Raw genomic sequence first — 19,104 nt, forward strand, 5'->3', positions numbered from 1 at the left:
GAAATTAAATTATGCTGTTACTTGATAATGAAAAAATACTCACAGGCAATATGCGTAAAATTGTGGTTATTTCCTCTGATAAGGATATGGCGACAAGAATTGCGGAACTGCTACGAATAAGGGCATTAGAAAATATTGAAATAATTAATAAAAATCTCTTTGATATTTCTAATATTGCTATTTCAAACGAGGACACTTTTGGCGTTATTGTTGATCTTGAAGAAGAGAATGATGCAAAAATTATTACCGATAAGATTTATAGCATTATTCCACAGAGTGTGTGGTGTTGTGTTATCGGAAAAAGTGATTCTATTTCACTTTCTCAACAATTGTTAAATAAAGGAATCCTTTATTTCCACATATCTTCTCAAATTAACCAAATGGTAGAAAATATTGCGGTCGGCGTGGATATTCCGACAGTACGAAATACAGTGAAAGTTAGTGTATTAAGTTGTAAGGGGGGAATTGGGGCTACATTAATTAGTTCGAATATTGCTAATCAAATTGCATTAAATAAAAAAGTGCCTGTTTTATTAGCCCAAGGAAAAAACGGATCGCAAGATTTGGATTTGCTTTTTGATAAGAAATTACAGGGCGATATTGTGGAATATAGCCATAATTTTGATCTTTTTAGCGGAGCACCATCCGACCTATCGACGACTGTTACCGATAAATACAATTTTATTATTTATGATCAACCGATTTTCAATGTGAATAAAGACGATCTGCCGAAATTTTTTGAACATAGTAATAATTTTCTACTAATCGTGGAGCGGCGTATCGCTTCCTTGCGGGTGGCAAAACAATTTTTGGAAGAATGCGAAAGAATGAGAAATATGCAAGGTAAGCCGATTCGAACCTTTATTTGTATTTCCGACAGCAGATTGGAAACGTCTAAATTAATGGTTAAAACCGATATAGAAACATTATTGGGCGCGCCAGTTGATGCTGTTATCCCTGTATTGAAAAATATCGGTATAAAAAATATTTTATCCGTTAATTTAGGACGAAAAGGCCGTAAAGAAATTGAAACATTAATGATGAAAGTTATTGGCTCAGTTTCTAGAACAGGAAATAAAGCAAAAGAAAAAAGCGGTTTTTTCTCTTCATTTGTCAAATCATTCATTAATCGTTAAATAAAGGAAGAGAATGTTAAATAAAGAACAGCAAAGTTTTCTCAGAAGTGAAGTGTTAAGTAATCTTGATATTGAGAAAATTGATGAGATTCAGCATGAAAGAGATAAATTGATTAATGAACTTGTTCAAATAGTTAATCAAGTTACGGCAACTCATAATATGTATATTACTTCATCTGACCTTATGATGATTGCGGGAATGATTGCTGATGAAATTGAAGGATACGGGCCGTTACGCGATTTAATGAACGATGACGGCGTTAATGATATTTTGGTTAACGGGCCTAATAATATTTGGGTTGAACGTTCCGGTATTTTAGAAAAAACGGATAAAGTTTTTATTGATAACGGGCAGTTAACCGATATAGCCAGACGCTTAGTCGCAAGAGTTGGGCGCCGTATTGATGACGGTAGTCCTCTGGTTGATTCTCGACTTCCGGACGGTAGCCGTTTAAATGTTGTTATTCCCCCCATTGCATTGGATGGTACCTCAATCTCTATTCGAAAATTTAGTAAAGAGAAAAAAACCTTACAAGAGTTGGTTAATTATGGATCTATGACGCTTGATATGGCTAATTTTCTTATTATTGCTGCCAGATCTCGAATAAACATTATTGTTTCCGGCGGAACAGGTTCGGGAAAAACCACGTTATTAAATGCACTATCCAATTATATTTCTCATCAGGAAAGGGTTATCACGTTAGAAGACACCGCGGAATTACGTTTAAATCAACCGCATGTTGTGCGTTTAGAAACCCGACTTGCCGGTGTAGAACATACCGGTGAAGTAACGATGCAGGATTTGGTGATTAACGCATTGCGGATGAGACCGGAGAGAATTATCGTCGGAGAATGCCGTGGGGCGGAGGCCTTCCAAATGTTGCAAGCAATGAATACAGGGCATGACGGCTCAATGTCCACGCTCCATGCCAATAGCCCGCGTGATGCGCTAGCGCGTTTGGAAAGTATGGTTATGATGTCTAATGCTTCATTACCGCTTGAAGCCATTCGCCGTAATATTTCTTCTGCTGTCAATATTATTGTGCAAGCTTCTCGTTTGAATGACGGTTCAAGAAAAATTATGAACATTACCGAATTAATGGGCATGGAAAACGGTCAGATTATCTTACAAGATATTTTCTCCTATAAGCCGAGTAAATACCGTGACGCTAACGGAAAGATTATTGGTGAGTTTGTTTCTCATGGTTTATTAACCCGTTCAATTGTTTATCAAAATGCTCAAGTGTTTAATTTAAGTGAACAATTGCAAAGTATTTTTGAGGAAGAGAACTAAATGAACTTACTCTATTACAGTATCCTCTCTTTCGGTTTTTTATTACTTTTATATACCGCGATTAGTTGGACGGCAACGAGTAAAAAAATAAATGAAAAAGAATATAGTAAAAACAGTATTAAAAATGTATTGGAAGAGCTAAAAAATAAAATACATTTGTGGCTATATTATTTTACTATCGGAGATAAACAAAAGTTAGTCTGTAATATTTTTATTAGTTTTCTAATATTTATTTCATTTTTCTATTTAAATATATTGTATATAAAAATTGATAGATTGATTTTTTGTTTGATTTTTAGTGTTCTCTTTATTTTCTCGGTTTGGTATTTAGGGCAGCGTAGAAATAAGAAAATGTTCACAGAAGTCTTTCCTGATGTTATTCAAATTTTAAATTCTGCGATCAGTGCGGGCGCGGGACTTTTACAAGCGTTAGAGCGCTGTGGTAAAGATTTGCCGGGTCCGTTGGGTAATGAATTTAGAAATATCCATAGAAGATTATCGATTGGTGAAGATCCGGTTGCAGTATTTGATGATAGCTATATTCGTTATCCTTATAAAGAATTTTATTATTTCATCATTATTATTCGCACAAACTTATCAAGAGGCGGACAAATTCGAGAAGTAATAAATCGTTTAGGAAGATTAATTGTAGATACCAAGAAGATGGAAAAGAAAAAGAAGGCAATGACATCGGAAGCAAGAATCTCCGCTCTGATTGTCGGATGTTTTCCAATCGGTTTTTTCCTTTTTATGCAATTTTTTATGCCTGAAAACTTTGACTTTTTAATTAATAACCCTAGTGGTCGCTGGATTTTATATTATGTATTCGGTAGTGAATTGTTAGGGATGATGGTTATTTGGTGGTTAATGAGGAGGGCAACATAATGTTCCTATTTTATTTCTGCTTAATATTGTTAAGTATTTTTATCTTAATTTTTGCATTGTCGCATAAAAATAGATTAGAGAAAAATAAGAGGGTTATAGCAGGGGAAACGCCGAAAAATAAAAGAGCCGAAGAATCTAATAACGGAAAATCAAAGCAGCAAGTTGAACTTGAATTATTACTGATTAACAATAACCCTATTCTTAACACATTAGGGATTATTGATAAAAATATTAAAGTTAAGTTACTTTTTATTTTTCTTGGGATAGGTATTTATTATTTATTTAATCTAGATAAAAAATCATTGGATCTATCGCTTGGTATGGCGTTAATTGTCTCTTTTATTATTCTCATACCTAGTATTTTAACTAACTTTATTTTAAAGAATAAGATTAAAAAAATCATGGCAGATTTGCCAGGCTTTATTGATCTGGTTACTGTGCAGGTTCAAACGGGAATCAGTATAGATGCAGCATTAAAGCAGGTAGCGACAGATTTTAAAAAGTTAAATTCAGATTTAACTTATGTTGAGAATAATTCGTAAATCAGAAATTACAGGGCTTTCACAAGCATTACAAGATCTTTCTATTTCTCTACCTACGGTAGAAATAAGAATGTTTTGTACCGTCTTACAGCAGAGTTTAAATTTTGGTTCTTCGATTTATTCTCAATTAACCCAATTATCCACGGATATCCGTGAATTGCAATTATTAGCAATAGAAGAAAAATTAGGAACATTAGCAGCAAAAATGAGTGTTCCGTTAATTCTTTTTATTATGTTTCCAATTATCATTTTAATTTTAGCACCAGGTGCAATGAGGGTATTTCCAAATGTTTTCTAAATTCAAAAATGTATTATTTTGTGTATCGCTCCTTTTCTTAACAGGTTGCTCAGTTTTATTGCCAAATAAAGGTGAATTAACACCTGAAAATATTCAATCCAGAGAAATTTTGTATGAAAGTACTAAAAACTATAGTTCTTTAATTTCTCTTTATCGTGATGTTTTAAAAGATAATGAAGATCCAATGGTTCGCTATAAATTAGCAAATAACTATTATTTAAATGGTGACAGTGAGTCCTCTTTACTTTATTTGGAGCCATTGCTCAATATGAATAATTCATTAACTGAAAAATCGAAAATCTTACAAGTTAAGAATTTTATTCAATTGAAAAAATATAATGATGCGGTAAGTACATCTGATTCGATATTATCAACATCTCCTAGAAATGGTGAGGCTTATAATTTAAGAGGAATTGCTTTGGCACAATTGGGGAGATTAAAGGATGCACATACAAATATTCAAAAAGCACGTGAACTATTTATTGATGATGTGACTGCAATTAATAATTTATCTATGTTAAGTGTTATTAATGGAGATTATCATAATGCGGTTTCTTTATTATTGCCTCAATATCTTAACGGAATTAAAGATCCGCGTCTGTTACATAATTTAGTTTTTGCCTTAATTAAAAATGGAGATATAGATTATGCCAGAAACATTATTGTTAAAGAGAGTCTAAATACTTCTCCTGATGATTTAATTGAAGCATTAAAGAAAACGGAGCGCCTTTCTAAAGTTGTTGCTAAATAATATGGAAATAGAAACCGATAATGAGAAAATTTTTATCTAATATAAAGGGTGTTTCTAGTGTTGAATTTAGTTTTACCGTTGCGTTGTATTTTTTCGTGGTCGTGCTTATTTTGGAATTTTGTCGTTTAACTATTGTTACCTCATATTGGGATCTGGCTATTGCGGAAAGTGTCAGAATCGCAAAAAATGAAAATCTAAACAGTACGGGAAACTATGAAGATGTATTTAGAAAAGCATTGAAAGAACAACGAAAATTACAAGGTGAATCGACCATTGGATATTTGGCCCAGCTCCAAAAGAACGATTTTGATATTAGTGTTAAATATGTAGATTGTGATACTGGACGCAGTTGTATTTCCGCATTATTAGATGAAAAATTTAGGCAACCTAAAATCGGTAATGATGGAAAATTGATTTCCCCTAATGGTATGGATGCAACGTTAGCTCGGTATTCTTTACGTTATGATTATGAATTTTTGGTTCCGTTACCATTTTTTCCTAAATCTTGGACTCGATCGCTACTTAATAGAGAATTTGTTGTGGTACAGGAATATGAAAGATCGCAATTTAATTAATAAATTTTATCGAAATAATAGAGGTTCGGTCAGTATTGAGTTTGTATTCATGCTAATTTTTTTGGCTTTTATCTTCGCTTTTTTGGCCGATTTGGTGATTATACGCTCTACAATGGGAAAATTAGATAATGTTTCTTATTCATTAGTGAATATTTTGCGTGAACGCACGCAATTATATGACAGAGAAGCCCGAATTAATGATCAAGATTTAAAAGAGTTTGAACAATTGGCTAAGCGTTTGGTTTATGGAGATAAAGAAAGCAAGAAAGACCTATATATCGTGTTAGAGCATTGGCAGGAAGGTAATTCAAGCTCAAAGCGAAATTCATCCCAATGCAAACCTTATCGGAAAATTGATGAGCTGAGTCAGTTATCACCGCGCTCGGAAATTAATAATGAAAGAAAAATCCCTCTTTATCAAGTTACCCTTTGTGTCGAAACAAACAGTTTCTTTAAAGCATTACTGTTAGATAAAGCTAATCAATCATGGGGGATGATTCGTTCATCATCATTCTCGGTTTCCCGCTAATTTAAAGGTAATTTTATGAGAAAAAAAGATTTAATTGTTTATTGCTACCAAGCATTGAAACGTTTTTATTCCGATGAAAGCGGGGTCTATGCAGTAATGACCGCATTGTTAGCATTTCCATTATTATTTCTTATCAGCTTTGCCGTGGACGGTTCCGGTATTTTATTGGATAAAGCCAGATTAGCTCAGGCTACGGATCAGGGCGCATTAGTTTTAGTGGCCGAAAATAACGGAGAAAGGGAGAATAAGGCACATTCTGATGTGAAACGGCAGAATCCAAGTAAGGAAGAAATTGCGAAAGCGGGAGAAGGTGGGAAATTTGCAGCCCAACAACATAAACGAAATTTGGAATTGGTTCACGGTATAGCCGAATACTATTTACGTTCGGATAAGTCGGGAGCGGGAAATGTAAAATCAAAACCGGTAATTATCACAAAGGATTTTGACTATGCCTGTGAGAAAAAAGAGAAGCAAGAAAATCCTTATGTTCGTAAAGAATTTGTTACCTGTTCCGTACAAGGAAGTGTCGATCGCCAATTTTGGCTACCTTGGGGACAATCAGCGCTTGATCAAAGTTTATTAAAAGTGGGGCGAACGGAGATTGGTTCGGGAAAAACCTATGCGGTTAAAGAAAAAGGAGCAATCCCGGTTGAACTAATGTTAGTTCTGGATTTTTCCGGCTCTATGTTGGATCGTGTTGGAGAAGACACGCAAGGTAGAAAGGAGAAAGATAATGATCCTCAGAGCAAAATTAATATTTTAAGACGTGTGGTCGGAAATATTCAGGATATTTTACTACCTCCGAAAGCACCGGAAAAAGTCAGTCCTTTTAATCGAATCGGCTTTACAGCATTCGCTGCAGGAGCTAAACAAAGAGGTGAATCTAGCTGTGTATTACCATATTATGGAAATAGTCGTTTAGAGTCTAGAATAAAAAAACAACTTTTGGAGTACGACTGGGATATGAAAGATTTTAACCGGTATTTAGATGTACGAAGAACGATCGATCAGATATATTCTTTTAACGGATCAAAAATCAACTATAGCCTAACTTTTAACAATGGAAGATATTGCTTAGGTGGGAATGAAGGAAAACAAACAACTCAAGCTTGGTTTAGTCAAGATAAAAGGAATATTATGGAAATATTAAAAAGGCTCTATCCTAAAGGAGGTACGGCTGCAAGTTCTGGTATGATTATAGGGGCAAACATTATGATGGATAAGAATACAAACCCCAACGCAGAACCGTCAAAATTAGGATCAAACACTCAGAGAGTTATGCTAGTTTTATCAGATGGAATGGATAATCGTCCTACCGATCAGACATTAATTCGCTTATTAGACGGAGGAATGTGTGAGGCTATACGTAACCAAGTAGATTCATTACAAGATCCATCACAGAGAAAACAGCCTACCCGTATTGGTTTTGTTGCTTTCGGATTTAATCCGCCGGCTAATCAAGTGAGAGCGTGGAAAAAATGTGTTGGTGAACATTATTATCAAGCTAATAATGAGAAAGAATTACTTGAGAGCTTTAAGCAAATCATCGGAATAGAAGAAGAGGTTGGTCGATCTTCATCTAAAAAACCAAGTTTTTAATATCTTCCTTTGATTAAATTTTTGTAAACCGAGTTTTCTTTTTTGAGTATTAAGAAAATAGCAATATAAATTTATTTTTTTATATTTAAATAGATCTGATTTTTGATTAAAAATATGTCAGAATAGCGATTTTTATACGTCTAAATAAATGCCAATAATTTTTGGCATTAGATAAACTTTTCGTGATATTTAAGGAGATGTATGAAAAATATAAAGTCATATTCTATGACAACGCTAATTAAACTTATCGGCTTGATGATTTTTTCTTTAGCAGTATTTCCTCAATACGGTTATGCTCAATCAATGATGAAGGATAAACCGGTAAATCGGGCTATGATGCAAAAAGAAAATGTGATGCAAGTAACCAGTTCTGCTATTGTAAATGGGAAATTCAACGATAAATACGGTAAACGGGGAACGCAATTTACCGTAAACGGTATGCCATCATACTCAATTCCCTTTGAAATTAAAAATGCACCGAAAAATACTAAATCCTTTGCGGTTGTTTTTGAAGATAAAGATGCCGCCGAAGTTGCCGGATTTGTGTGGACTCATTGGCTAATTGCTGATCTGGAGCGTACTTCAGTTGCGGAAAACGAAAGTATTTCGGCAAAAGATTTTGTTCAGGGCGCAAATAGTTGGGCAAGTAAATTAAATAATCTATCTATTGCAGAGGCCTCCGGATATGGCGGAATGGCTCCGCCAAATAAACCCCATCGTTATGAATTATATGTGTATGCATTGGATAAAAAACTTAATTTAAAGCCGGGTTTTAGATTTAATGAACTACATTTTGCAATGAAAGATCATATTCTTGCCCAAGCCTATTTAGTTGGAGTTTATGACTCTGAATAAAAACCTCATTTTAGTTTAATCCGCATGTGAAAAATTAATATTAGCGTGCGGATTTTTTATTATAAATTTAATCGATAAGTTTGTTTAAAATAAAACGTACATCTGAGAAGAGATTCTCTCATGATTTAAATTACAAATGTACGGGGAGTATTTCCGATTCACTATAACTATTTTATTTAGTTGTGTGTAAAATAAACATATTTTATCTTACAACGTTTTACATTAAATAAAGGATTATTTATACCAACTCAATTCGGCTAGCGCTACACTCTCGATACTGGCGAGAGATACAGTTTTGATGTGGTGAGTTTTCATTGGGATTGTAGCAGGCTTTGTGAGTACCCATTATAAGTCCCCCAGCTATAAGGTAAATCTGGCCGGCGACCGTCCTTCGTCCATTCGCTTGTTTTAGTACTTTGAACATCATCTGAAACTCACCATAAACCGCCACACTTTGCGTGATTACCCCTTATTAAGTTTAAACTATAACTTAGAGCATCAACAGCAGGCTCAATTTTTCCTGTCTGATGAGATGAATACCTCAAAAAGTGCGGTCAATTCTTAGAGAGTTTATGAAAAATACGATTCGGGCAGACATAATCGGGGAGAACAGGACAATCTACAAAGTTGAATAAAAATCAGGAAAATCACTTTCTTTACTCATTTAGTAAAGGAAAGTGTTCTCCATTTGAAAAGAGTTGATTATAATTTATACCGATTATCTGAATTTTATAAAAAATTTATAAGTGCTAATAAATAGAGATATTTTAAAACATGTAAAAAAAGAGAAACCATGTTTTATAAGGCTTCTCTTCGTATTTTAAAGTTTATTTTTGTACTATTTATGTATATAGAATTTAGAATGGAATATCATCATCAAAACCGTCCATTGGCGGTTCAGCCTGTGATGTTTGCTGTTGTGTAGGACGAGACGGCTGATTGTTACTATTATAACTGGTTTGATAAGACGGTTGTGGGCTGCTTTGTCCCATGTCCGGTGCGCTGTAGCCGCCAGCATTTTGGTTACGGCTGCCTAACATTTGCATCACATCACCTTGAATTTCTGTTGTATAGCGATCCTGACCATTTTGATCTTGCCATTTGCGGGTGCGTAAACGACCCTCTACATAAACTTGTGAACCTTTGCGTAAGTATTCGCCACAAATTTCCGCTTGGCGACGATAGAACACGATACGGTGCCATTCTGTGATCTCGCGACGCTCACCCGTGTTACGGTCATTCCAACTTTCGCTGGTTGCGACACTAATATTGGCAACGGCATCACCATTCGGCATTGTGCGAATTTCGGGATCATTGCCCAAATGCCCCACAATAATAACTTTATTTACTCCTGCCATAGAATCCTCATTTTTCATATTAAAAAAGTGCGGTTATTTTGCCTGAAATTTTTGAAAAGATCTATAAAATTTAACTGGATATTTGCACAGATGTTGAAATATGCGATAATGCTCGCAATTTTGAAAAAAATAATCATCAGAACGAATTATTTATGGAAAATATTGATATTCGCGGTGCGCGAACCCACAATCTTAAAAATATTAATTTAACCATTCCTCGCGATAAACTTATCGTGATCACCGGTCTTTCCGGCTCCGGCAAATCCTCATTAGCCTTTGATACCCTGTATGCGGAAGGTCAACGCCGTTATGTGGAATCGCTTTCTGCCTATGCCCGTCAGTTTTTATCTTTGATGGAAAAACCGGATGTAGATTCCATTGAAGGTTTGTCGCCGGCGATATCTATCGAACAAAAATCGACTTCCCATAACCCTCGTTCCACCGTGGGAACCATTACGGAAATTTACGATTATTTACGCCTCCTTTTTGCCCGAGTGGGTGAGCCGCGCTGTCCGAATCATGATGTGCCGCTGACGGCTCAAACCATCAGTCAAATGGTGGATAAAGTGTTAAGCTTGCCTGAAGAATCTAAAATGATGTTGCTCGCACCCGTAGTAAAAAATCGGAAAGGGGAGCACGTTAAAATCTTAGAAAATATTGCGGCACAGGGTTATATTCGAGCGCGGATTGATGGTGAAATTTGTGATCTGTCTGATCCGCCAAAACTTGAACTACAGAAAAAACATACTATTGAAGTTGTGGTAGATCGTTTCAAAGTGCGGTCGGATTTAGCCACACGTTTAGCGGAATCTTTTGAGACGGCATTGGAGCTTTCCGGCGGTACGGCGATTGTAGCGGAAATGGATAACCCTAAGGCGGAGGAACTGGTCTTTTCTGCAAACTTTGCTTGTCCGCATTGTGGATATTCCGTGCCAGAGTTAGAACCCCGTTTGTTCTCTTTTAATAACCCGGCGGGTGCCTGCCCGACTTGTGATGGCTTGGGGGTTCAGCAATATTTTGATGAAGCGCGTGTAGTGCAAAATCCGAGTATTTCGCTTTCAGGCGGAGCGGTGAAAGGATGGGATCGTCGCAATTTCTATTATCATCAAATGCTTACCTCGCTTGCAAAACATTACGATTTTGATGTGGACGCTCCTTACGAAACCTTGCCGAAAAAAATTCAGCACATCATTATGCACGGTTCCGGCAAGGAAGAGATTGAATTTCAATATATGAATGATCGCGGTGACGTGGTGATTCGTAAACATCCTTTTGAAGGCATTTTAAACAATATGGCACGCCGTTATAAAGAAACGGAGTCAATCTCGGTGCGTGAAGAACTCGCCAAAAATATCAGCAATCGTCCTTGTGCCGATTGTGGCGGTTCACGTTTACGTCCGGAAGCACGTAATGTTTATATCGGGCCGACTAATTTACCGATGATTTCTGAAAAAAGCATTGGTGAAACGCTAGAGTTTTTTACCGCACTTTCATTAACAGGGCAAAAAGCACAAATTGCCGAAAAAATTCTGAAAGAAATTCGTGAGCGTTTGCAGTTCTTAGTCAATGTCGGGTTAAATTATCTTTCTCTTTCCCGTTCTGCCGAAACCCTTTCAGGCGGTGAAGCACAGAGGATTCGTCTTGCCAGTCAAATCGGTGCGGGTTTAGTAGGGGTGATGTACGTGTTGGACGAACCCTCTATCGGGCTACATCAGCGTGATAATGAACGTTTATTGAACACATTGATTCACTTACGTAATCTTGGTAACACGGTGATTGTGGTAGAACATGACGAAGACGCCATTCGTGCGGCGGATCATATTATTGATATCGGGCCGGGGGCGGGCGTGCATGGCGGACAAGTGATCGCACAAGGCAATGCGCAAGCTATTATGCAAAACCCGAACTCGATTACGGGGAAATTTTTATCGGGTGTTGAACAAATTGAAATTCCGAAAAAACGTACCGCACTTGATAAGAAAAAATGGTTGAAACTGAAAGGGGCATCGGGAAATAACCTAAAAAATGTCAATTTAGACATTCCGGTGGGCTTATTCACCTGTATTACCGGGGTGTCGGGTTCAGGTAAATCGACCTTGATTAATGATACCCTGTTCCCATTAGCGCAAAATGCCCTAAACCGTGCGGATAAAACCGATTATGCCCCTTATAAATCCATCGAAGGGTTGGAGCATTTTGATAAAGTCATCGACATTGATCAAAGCCCAATCGGACGTACGCCACGTTCAAATCCTGCCACTTATACCGGTTTGTTCACGCCGATTCGAGAACTTTTTGCTGGCGTGCCGGAAGCTCGTGCCCGCGGTTATAACCCGGGGCGTTTTAGTTTTAACGTGCGTGGCGGGCGTTGTGAGGCTTGTCAGGGCGATGGCGTAATCAAAGTGGAAATGCATTTCTTGCCGGATGTGTATGTTCCGTGTGATCAATGTAAGGGGAAACGTTATAACCGTGAAACTTTAGAAATACGCTATAAAGGAAAGACCATTCATCAAGTGTTGGATATGACAGTAGAAGAGGCGCGCGAGTTTTTTGATGCCATTCCAATCATTGCCCGTAAACTGCAAACGTTAATGGATGTGGGCTTATCGTACATCCGTTTAGGGCAATCCTCTACGACACTTTCCGGCGGGGAAGCACAGCGTGTCAAGTTGGCTACTGAGCTTTCCAAACGGGATACGGGGAAAACCCTTTATATTTTGGATGAACCGACCACAGGTTTGCATTTTGCAGATATAAAACAATTATTGAGCGTGCTACACCGATTACGTGATCAAGGCAATACTATCGTGGTGATTGAACATAATTTAGATGTAATCAAAACCGCCGATTGGATTGTGGATCTTGGGCCGGAAGGGGGAAGCGGCGGCGGTCAGATCATTGCGACCGGTACACCTGAAGAGGTGGCAAAAGTGGAAGGCTCTCATACGGCGAGATTCTTGAAACCGATTTTAGCAAAACCTTAGAAAAATTGACCGCACTTGATATAAAGTGCGGTCAATTTATAGAACGTTTTAGGCTGAATGGGTTCAGCCCAATAAGATAAGCGTTTTTTAATAAATGCCAAATACACTAAAGAGTAAGATGACAATGATTGTGGCTACAATCGGCATAATAAATGAGGTAACGGCAATCTCAAGATAAGAATCTTTATGCGTCATTCCCGTATTGCTGAGTAATGTTAAAACCGCACCATTATGGGGCATCGTATCCAAACCGCCGGAAGATAATGAGGCAATACGGTGAAACGCCTCAGGCGAAATACTTGCCTGTTTGGCTATCGCAAGGTATTTTTCCCCTAAAGCCTCTAACGCAATGCCCATTCCGCCGGAAGCCGATCCTGTTGCACCGGCTAAAATATTGACGGCAACCGACAATGAAATCAATGGACTGCCCGGAATGTTTAAGATCATTGCCGTTAGATGTTCAAAGCCCGGTGCCATTCTCACCACACTACCAAAGCCGACCGCCGCAGCGGTATTGATAATTGCCCCTACCGCACCATTTGCTCCTTTGCCGATAGCCGGAATAAAGCGGTTGCGTTGTTTCAAATTGAGCAAAATCACTAAACTGATGCCCGCTAATAACGCCAGCACGATATTTTTCGGATCGCCGTTTTTCAAGCCGATTAACGGCGGCACAAAGTTCAGTACTACAATCACACTCACTAACGGCAGAATTGCGAGTAACGGGCTAGGCAGCCGTTCCTGCTGTTCTGTCGCTATCGCATTATCCGGTTCGATAAAATACTCGCCGTTTGATGCGTATTTTTTACGGCGATACTCAAGGTATGCTACCCCACCGAAAAATAAAATGGCAGAGGCGGTTAAGCCCATTATCGGTGCCGCCATTGCGTCCGTACCAAAATATTGGGTCGGAATTAAGTTTTGAATTTGCGGTGAGCCGGGCAATGCCGTCATCGTAAAGGTAAATGCCCCGCAAGCAATGGTGCCGGGAATTAGTCGGCGGCTGATATTGGCTTCCTTAAAGACCGCTAACGCAAGGGGATAAACGGCAAACACCACCACAAATAAACTGACGCCGCCGTAGGTCAATAATGCACAGCCTAATACAATAGAAGCGATCGCACTTTTCGATCCCATCACTTTGGTCAGCCAAACCGCAATGGATTTGGCACCGCCTGTGACATCCATTAAGTTGCCGAATACGGCACTGAGTAGAAAAGCGGGGAACCAGGCTTTAACAAAACCGACCAAACCGTTCATATAACTGCCTAAATAGGCATCTAAAATATCCAGCCCGCCCGTGAAGGCAACAATTGCCGCACACAACGGGGCAATCCAAACAATCGAATAGCCTCGAAAGGCTAAAAACATGAGCAAAACTAATCCTACAAAAATGCCGATTAAACTGAGCATAGGGTTCTCCCAATTATTTTTATAATGAACGTTGAGTACTACTCGTTCTTGATTGAAAAAAGACAGTACAACTCACCGCTTGTAGTGAGTTGTACTATGAGGTATTAGCCGGCAGTCCAGCCGCCATCCATCGGTAAGCAAGCACCTGAAATAGAAGCGGCAGCATCGGAGCAGAGGAATTTAACAAATTCACCGATCTCCGCCGGTTCAATGAGCCGTTTAACCGCTGCTTTTTGCAGCATAATTTGGCTTACCACTTCTTGCTCGGAAATGCCGTGATGTTTGGCTTGATCGGCAATTTGTTTATCGACTAACGGGGTTCTCACATAGGCAGGGCAAATAGAATTCACCGTAATACCGTATGCCCCGCCCTCTAATGCCGCCGTTTTGGTCAAACCGGATAGCCCGTGTTTTGCAGACACATAGGCGGATTTAAATTCCGAAGCGACTAAACCGTGAATGGAATTTAAGTGAATAACCCGCCCCCAACCTTTGTTTTGCATATAAGGCCAGCTGTATTTGGTGAGTAAAAACGGCGCAGTTAGCATCACATTCAGCATAAAATCCCAACGATCTTCGGGGAAGTCCGCTATCGGTGAAACGGTTTGGATACCGGCAACATTCACCAGAATATCCACCCCGCCAAACTCGGCAACCGCATAATCGACAACGGCTTTACATTCCGTCCGTTTGGATAAATCCGCCACAATATGTGCCGCTTGTAGCTTTTGGGCTTCTTGTTCTAAAAGGGCTTGATTGATATCCGCCATCACCAGTTTTACACCTGCTTGGGCGAGGCTTTGGCTGACCGCTAAACCGATACCGCTTGCCGCACCGGTTATAATCGCAATTTTTTCATTTAGCATAATTTGCTCCTGTTTAATAAAAATTGGGGGTTAAAGGCGTTCAACAATCATTGCAATGCCTTGCCCGCCGCCGATACATAAAGTTGCCAAGCCCAATGTTTTGTTTCTGGCTTGCAAGCCGTACAGCAAGGTCACGAGAATTCTCGCACCACTTGCTCCAATTGGGTGTCCTAATGCGATTGCACCGCCATTCAAATTGGTTTTGGTTAAATCCAAATTAAGCTCTTTGGCAACGCCCAGTGCTTGAGCGGCAAAGGCTTCATTCGCTTCAATTAAATCAATTTGGTCTAATGCTAAGTTTGCTTTTTTCAAGGCTTTTTTGACTGCAGGAACAGGCCCCATACCCATTACTTTCGGATCATTGCCGGCTGCGGCGTAGCTGCGAATACGGGCTAATGGCGTTAATCCCAGCGATTTTGCTTTGCTTTCACTCATTAATAGCAAGGCTGCCGCCCCGTCATTTAAACCGGACGCATTGCCAGCAGTAACCGTACCATCTTTAATAAATGCCGGGCGAAGTTTGGCGAGGGTTTCGGCGGTAGTGTCAAAGATTGGGTGCTCATCTTGGCTAAACAGGGTTTCACCTTTACGGGTTTTTACACTCACCGGCACAATTTCTGCAGAAAACGCACCGGATTCAATCGCTTGTTTTGCCAAGGTTTGCGAACGAAGGGCAAATTGATCCTGCTCTTCTCGACTGAGTTGATATTGTTCCGCAATGTTTTCCGCCGTAATACCCATATGGTAATGGTTGATTGCACAGGTTAAACCGTCTTCTACCATTGTATCTCTTAGGGTTAGGTTGCCCATTTTGGCACCGAAACGAACCTTGCTGTCGAGTACATAGGGGGCTTGGCTCATATTTTCCATTCCGCCCACTACGATAACGTCCGCATCACCTGCTGCAATGGCTTGAGCCCCAAGCACAACAGCTTTTAGGCCTGAACCGCACACTTTATTAATCGTAAATGACGAAATATCTTCACCAATACCGGCTTTCAGTGCCGCTTGACGAGCCGGATTCTGTCCGAGACCCGCTTGCAGCACATTGCCCATAATGACTTCATCAACTTTTGCGGCATCGAGGTTGGCACGCTTTAACACCTCATTAATCACAATCGCGCCCAAATCGACCGCACTTGTACTTGCTAAACCGCCGCCAAACCGTCCGATAGCGGTTCGAGCCGCACTCACAATCACAATATTTTCCATTATTTTTCTCCTTGTTGATTTATAAGAAATAGAGTCCGATGACAAAAATTGGGGTGGTAAAAATCAGGGCAGTCATACAATAGCCCATAATATCCCTTACCCCGAGCCCCGCTATACCAAGAGCAGGCAATGCCCAAAACGGCTGTGCCATATTTGCCCACATATCGCCATAAGCAATCGCCATCACCGATTTACCTAAATCCGCTTCAAGCGAAAGTGCGGCGGGGATAACAAACGGCCCTTGCACAACCCAATGTCCGCCGCCCGACGGCACGGCAAAATTCACTAAAGCGGAACTAAAGAAAGTTAAAAGCGGAAAGGTGTCTTTGTTGGAAATATTGACAAAAAACTCGGTAATCATTCCGCCTAATCCGGAATGTTCCATCATTAATTGCATACCGGCGTAAAACGGGAATTGAATTAAAATGCCTGCGGTACTACGGGCGGCATTAGTGATTGCTCGAACGTAGGCGGCGGGGGAACCGTGTAATAAAATCCCTGTCATCAAGAAAATTAAATTGACCGAATTAATCGTCAAACTAAATCCGTTTTTGAAAAAAGTGAGTGCGAGATAACTAAATCCGGTACCGGCAATCACATAGGCTAACAAACGGCTTTCTTCAATACGTTCGGCAAAGGTGGCGTTTTGGTCTAAGGTTTTACTGAAATCCGGATCCGGTTGTAATAATTTTGGATCAACGTGACGAACGTCTTCCCCTTTAGGATTCATCATTCGGGTAATTACAGGCAAACCGACTAATAACATTAAGATGATAAAAATGTTATAGCCGGTGAATAAGGTTTGACTGACAGGTACGATACCTAAAGGATTGGATTCGGAAGTGATAAGATGGGCAATAGGATTATTCGGGGTGGCGGCTTGGAGTGGCATTGAGCCGGAAAATCCGCCGCCCCAGGTCATAAAGCCGATATAAGCACAGGCAATTAAGAGGGCGTAATCCGTGCCTTGAATACGTCTGGCAACCTCTTTGGCAAACATCGCCCCGACTACCAGTCCGAACCCCCAATTGATTGCACAAGCAGCAGCACTCATAAACGTTACTAACATTACACCTTGTACGGGTGTTTTAGCGATAGATGCCGTTACGCCAAGAAAGCGGCGAATTTGTGGGGCGGAGGCAAGGGCATTGCCCGTCACCACCACCATTGCCATTTGCATACTGAATGAGAGCAAATTCCAAAAACCGTCGCCCCACATATTGACTAACTGCACGGGAGTATGATCGGTCAAACCCCACGCACAGAAAAAAATCACAATGCTGAGTAGAACCGCTAAAACAAGCGGTTCCGGCATATATCGGCTGACTAATGTTGTCATACCACGGGCGATACGGTTAATCATAGGGATAATCCTTTTTGGCTGATCACCATTGGTTTGAAATCATCGGCAACGATAAAATCCGCCTCAGTTTTCTGTCTGATAGTGTCTAAATCCACATCTGGTGCGTGTTCTTTTAACACGAGTTTGCCTTGTTCAAATTCAAACACCGCCAATTCGGTGACAATCATTTTGACTTTGTTTACCGCAGTTAAAGGTAGGGTGCATTGTTTGAGGATTTTTGAACTGCCGGATTTTGCACAATGTTCCATTCCGATAATGACCTTTTTCGCACCGGTCACTAAATCCATTGCGCCGCCCATACCCGGCACCATTTTTTCCGGTACCATCCAGTTTGCTAGATTTGCCTGTTGATCCACCTCTAATCCGCCAAGCACGCAGGCATCAACGTGACCGCCACGAATCAGTGCAAAGGAAAAGGCACTGTCGAAAAACGCTCCTCCCGCCTTAATACCACAAGGTTGTCCGCCGGCATTCACGATATTCGGATTATCGTTTTGCGGATCGTAAGCGGTTAAACCTAAAAAACCGTTTTCCGATTGCAGGGTAATATCAACGTTATCCGGTAAATAATTTGCCACTAAGGTCGGTAAGCCGATACCCAAATTCACGATATCACCGTCTTTTAGTTCCATTGCAATGCGGCGGGCAATTAATTCTTTTGCGTTCATAATCTTCTCCTTTAATGGCTAGAAACAAGGTAATCAACCAACGTTGCAGGCGTCATTATCTGATTTGGATCGAGTGTACCTGCTTTGACGATTTGCTCCGCTTCGACAATCACGGTTTTCGCTGCCAATGCCATTAGCGGATTAAAATTGCGTGCCGCACCGTTATAAATCAGATTGCCCGCTTCATCGGCAATATCGGCTTTCAGAATGGCAATATCCGCTTTTAACGGACGCTCTAACAAATAAGCCACGCCATCAAGCTCTATTTTTTGTTTACCTTCTTCCACCACCGTGCCGACCCCGGTCGGTGTTAAAAAACCGCCTAATTCCGCACCACCGGCTCTCACCCGCTCGGCAAATGTGCCTTGTGGGATCAATTCAACCTCAATTTCGCCGGCAATCATTTTTTTGCCCGTTTCAGGATTAGTGCCGATATGAGAAGCCGATACTTTCTTTACCCGATTATTCACAATCAACGGCCCAACTCCATTATGCATTTGGGCGGTATCGCTACAAATCAGGTGAATATTGCGAATCTCACTCTCTAAAAGAGCGTGTACGATTTTTTCAGGCGTACCGACGCCCATAAAACCGCCTGACATCAACGTCATACCGTCAAAGAAATGTTTCTTTAATTCAGTAATGGGGATAATTTTTGACATAGCTTTTCTCCAAATTAATGTTTTAATCAAAAATTTTTATAATAAAGACGCCGTTCGTTTAAAATAAAACAAACAATATAACTTTCTATTTAGTGACGGCATAAATACTGGAAA

The 19,104-nt window shown here is 39.9% G+C and carries 16 protein-coding genes and 1 pseudogene; 10 read left to right on the forward strand and 7 right to left on the reverse strand.

What is annotated here, in order from left to right:
* The first annotated feature begins 11 nt into the window (after nt 1–11).
* The 9 genes and pseudogenes from FEE42_RS09790 (at nt 12) to FEE42_RS09830 (ending at nt 8,464) form a co-directional block, all read left to right on the forward strand.
* Nucleotides 12–1,136: a CpaE/TadZ family protein gene (locus FEE42_RS09790; protein WP_135969553.1), complete on the forward strand. Its 1,125-nt coding sequence runs from the start codon at nt 12–14 to the stop codon at nt 1,134–1,136.
* 13 nt (nt 1,137–1,149) lie between these two features.
* Nucleotides 1,150–2,430 (forward strand): CpaF family protein, encoded by a 1,281-nt coding sequence (locus FEE42_RS09795; protein ID WP_059368096.1) that lies wholly within the window; start codon nt 1,150–1,152, stop codon nt 2,428–2,430.
* Nucleotides 2,431–3,315 (forward strand): type II secretion system F family protein, encoded by an 885-nt coding sequence (locus tag FEE42_RS09800; protein WP_059368094.1) that lies wholly within the window; start codon nt 2,431–2,433, stop codon nt 3,313–3,315.
* Nucleotides 3,315–4,155 (forward strand): annotated as a pseudogene (locus FEE42_RS09805) (type II secretion system F family protein). Before FEE42_RS09800 ends, FEE42_RS09805 begins: the two are co-directional and overlap by 1 nt.
* Complete coding sequence (locus FEE42_RS09810; RefSeq protein WP_164028380.1) at nt 4,145–4,906, forward strand: tetratricopeptide repeat protein; 762 nt, start codon at nt 4,145–4,147, stop codon at nt 4,904–4,906. Before FEE42_RS09805 ends, FEE42_RS09810 begins: the two are co-directional and overlap by 11 nt.
* Before the next feature lie 20 nt (nt 4,907–4,926).
* The gene (locus FEE42_RS09815) at nt 4,927–5,481 is read left to right on the forward strand and encodes a TadE/TadG family type IV pilus assembly protein (RefSeq protein WP_059368872.1); all 555 of its coding nucleotides are present in this window, start codon (nt 4,927–4,929) and stop codon (nt 5,479–5,481) included.
* A complete protein-coding gene (tadF, locus tag FEE42_RS09820; protein ID WP_077583138.1) occupies nt 5,459–6,010 on the forward strand; it encodes a tight adherence pilus pseudopilin TadF in 552 nt (183 codons plus the stop codon). The genes FEE42_RS09815 and tadF overlap by 23 nt, the downstream gene beginning before the upstream one ends.
* A 15-nt stretch (nt 6,011–6,025) precedes the next feature.
* Nucleotides 6,026–7,609, forward strand: a complete 1,584-nt coding sequence (locus FEE42_RS09825) for a pilus assembly protein TadG-related protein (protein ID WP_059368088.1) — start codon at nt 6,026–6,028, stop codon at nt 7,607–7,609.
* A 354-nt stretch (nt 7,610–7,963) separates the two neighbouring features.
* Nucleotides 7,964–8,464 carry a YbhB/YbcL family Raf kinase inhibitor-like protein gene (locus tag FEE42_RS09830; protein ID WP_059368871.1) on the forward strand — a complete coding sequence of 167 codons (501 nt, stop codon included), beginning with the start codon at nt 7,964–7,966 and terminating at the stop codon, nt 8,462–8,464.
* 857 nt (nt 8,465–9,321) lie between these two features.
* Here the strand turns inward: FEE42_RS09830 and FEE42_RS09835 are convergent.
* The gene (locus tag FEE42_RS09835) at nt 9,322–9,822 is read right to left on the reverse strand and encodes a single-stranded DNA-binding protein (protein WP_135969522.1); all 501 of its coding nucleotides are present in this window, start codon (nt 9,820–9,822) and stop codon (nt 9,322–9,324) included.
* A 152-nt stretch (nt 9,823–9,974) separates the two neighbouring features.
* Between FEE42_RS09835 and uvrA the strand changes: the two genes are divergently transcribed.
* Complete coding sequence (gene uvrA, locus FEE42_RS09840; protein WP_077581615.1) at nt 9,975–12,806, forward strand: excinuclease ABC subunit UvrA; 2,832 nt, start codon at nt 9,975–9,977, stop codon at nt 12,804–12,806.
* Nucleotides 12,807–12,893: 87 nt separating this feature from the next.
* Here uvrA and FEE42_RS09845 read toward each other — a convergent pair whose 3' ends face one another.
* The 6 genes from FEE42_RS09845 to atoD all read right to left on the reverse strand — a co-directional run bounded on the left by FEE42_RS09845 (nt 12,894) and on the right by atoD (nt 18,990).
* Nucleotides 12,894–14,219, reverse strand: a complete 1,326-nt coding sequence (locus tag FEE42_RS09845) for a GntP family permease (protein ID WP_164028382.1) — start codon at nt 14,217–14,219, stop codon at nt 12,894–12,896.
* A gap of 104 nt (nt 14,220–14,323) precedes the next feature.
* The gene (locus FEE42_RS09850; protein WP_164028384.1) at nt 14,324–15,085 is read right to left on the reverse strand and encodes a 3-hydroxybutyrate dehydrogenase; all 762 of its coding nucleotides are present in this window, start codon (nt 15,083–15,085) and stop codon (nt 14,324–14,326) included.
* A 30-nt stretch (nt 15,086–15,115) separates the two neighbouring features.
* A complete protein-coding gene (locus FEE42_RS09855) occupies nt 15,116–16,297 on the reverse strand; it encodes an acetyl-CoA C-acetyltransferase (RefSeq protein WP_164028386.1) in 1,182 nt (393 codons plus the stop codon).
* Between the two features lie 19 nt (nt 16,298–16,316).
* Nucleotides 16,317–17,660, reverse strand: coding sequence for a TIGR00366 family protein (locus tag FEE42_RS09860; RefSeq protein WP_059368077.1), 1,344 nt, complete (start codon nt 17,658–17,660; stop codon nt 16,317–16,319).
* Nucleotides 17,657–18,328 (reverse strand): 3-oxoacid CoA-transferase subunit B, encoded by a 672-nt coding sequence (locus tag FEE42_RS09865; RefSeq protein WP_059368075.1) that lies wholly within the window; start codon nt 18,326–18,328, stop codon nt 17,657–17,659. The genes FEE42_RS09860 and FEE42_RS09865 overlap by 4 nt, the downstream gene beginning before the upstream one ends.
* Nucleotides 18,329–18,339: 11 nt before the next feature.
* On the reverse strand, nt 18,340–18,990 hold the full coding sequence (gene atoD, locus FEE42_RS09870) for an acetate CoA-transferase subunit alpha (RefSeq protein ID WP_164028388.1): 651 nt from the start codon (nt 18,988–18,990) through the stop codon (nt 18,340–18,342).
* Between the last annotated feature and the right edge of the window lie 114 nt (nt 18,991–19,104).

This window comes from Rodentibacter caecimuris, assembly GCF_010587025.1.
Taxonomy (GTDB): domain Bacteria; phylum Pseudomonadota; class Gammaproteobacteria; order Enterobacterales; family Pasteurellaceae; genus Rodentibacter; species Rodentibacter caecimuris.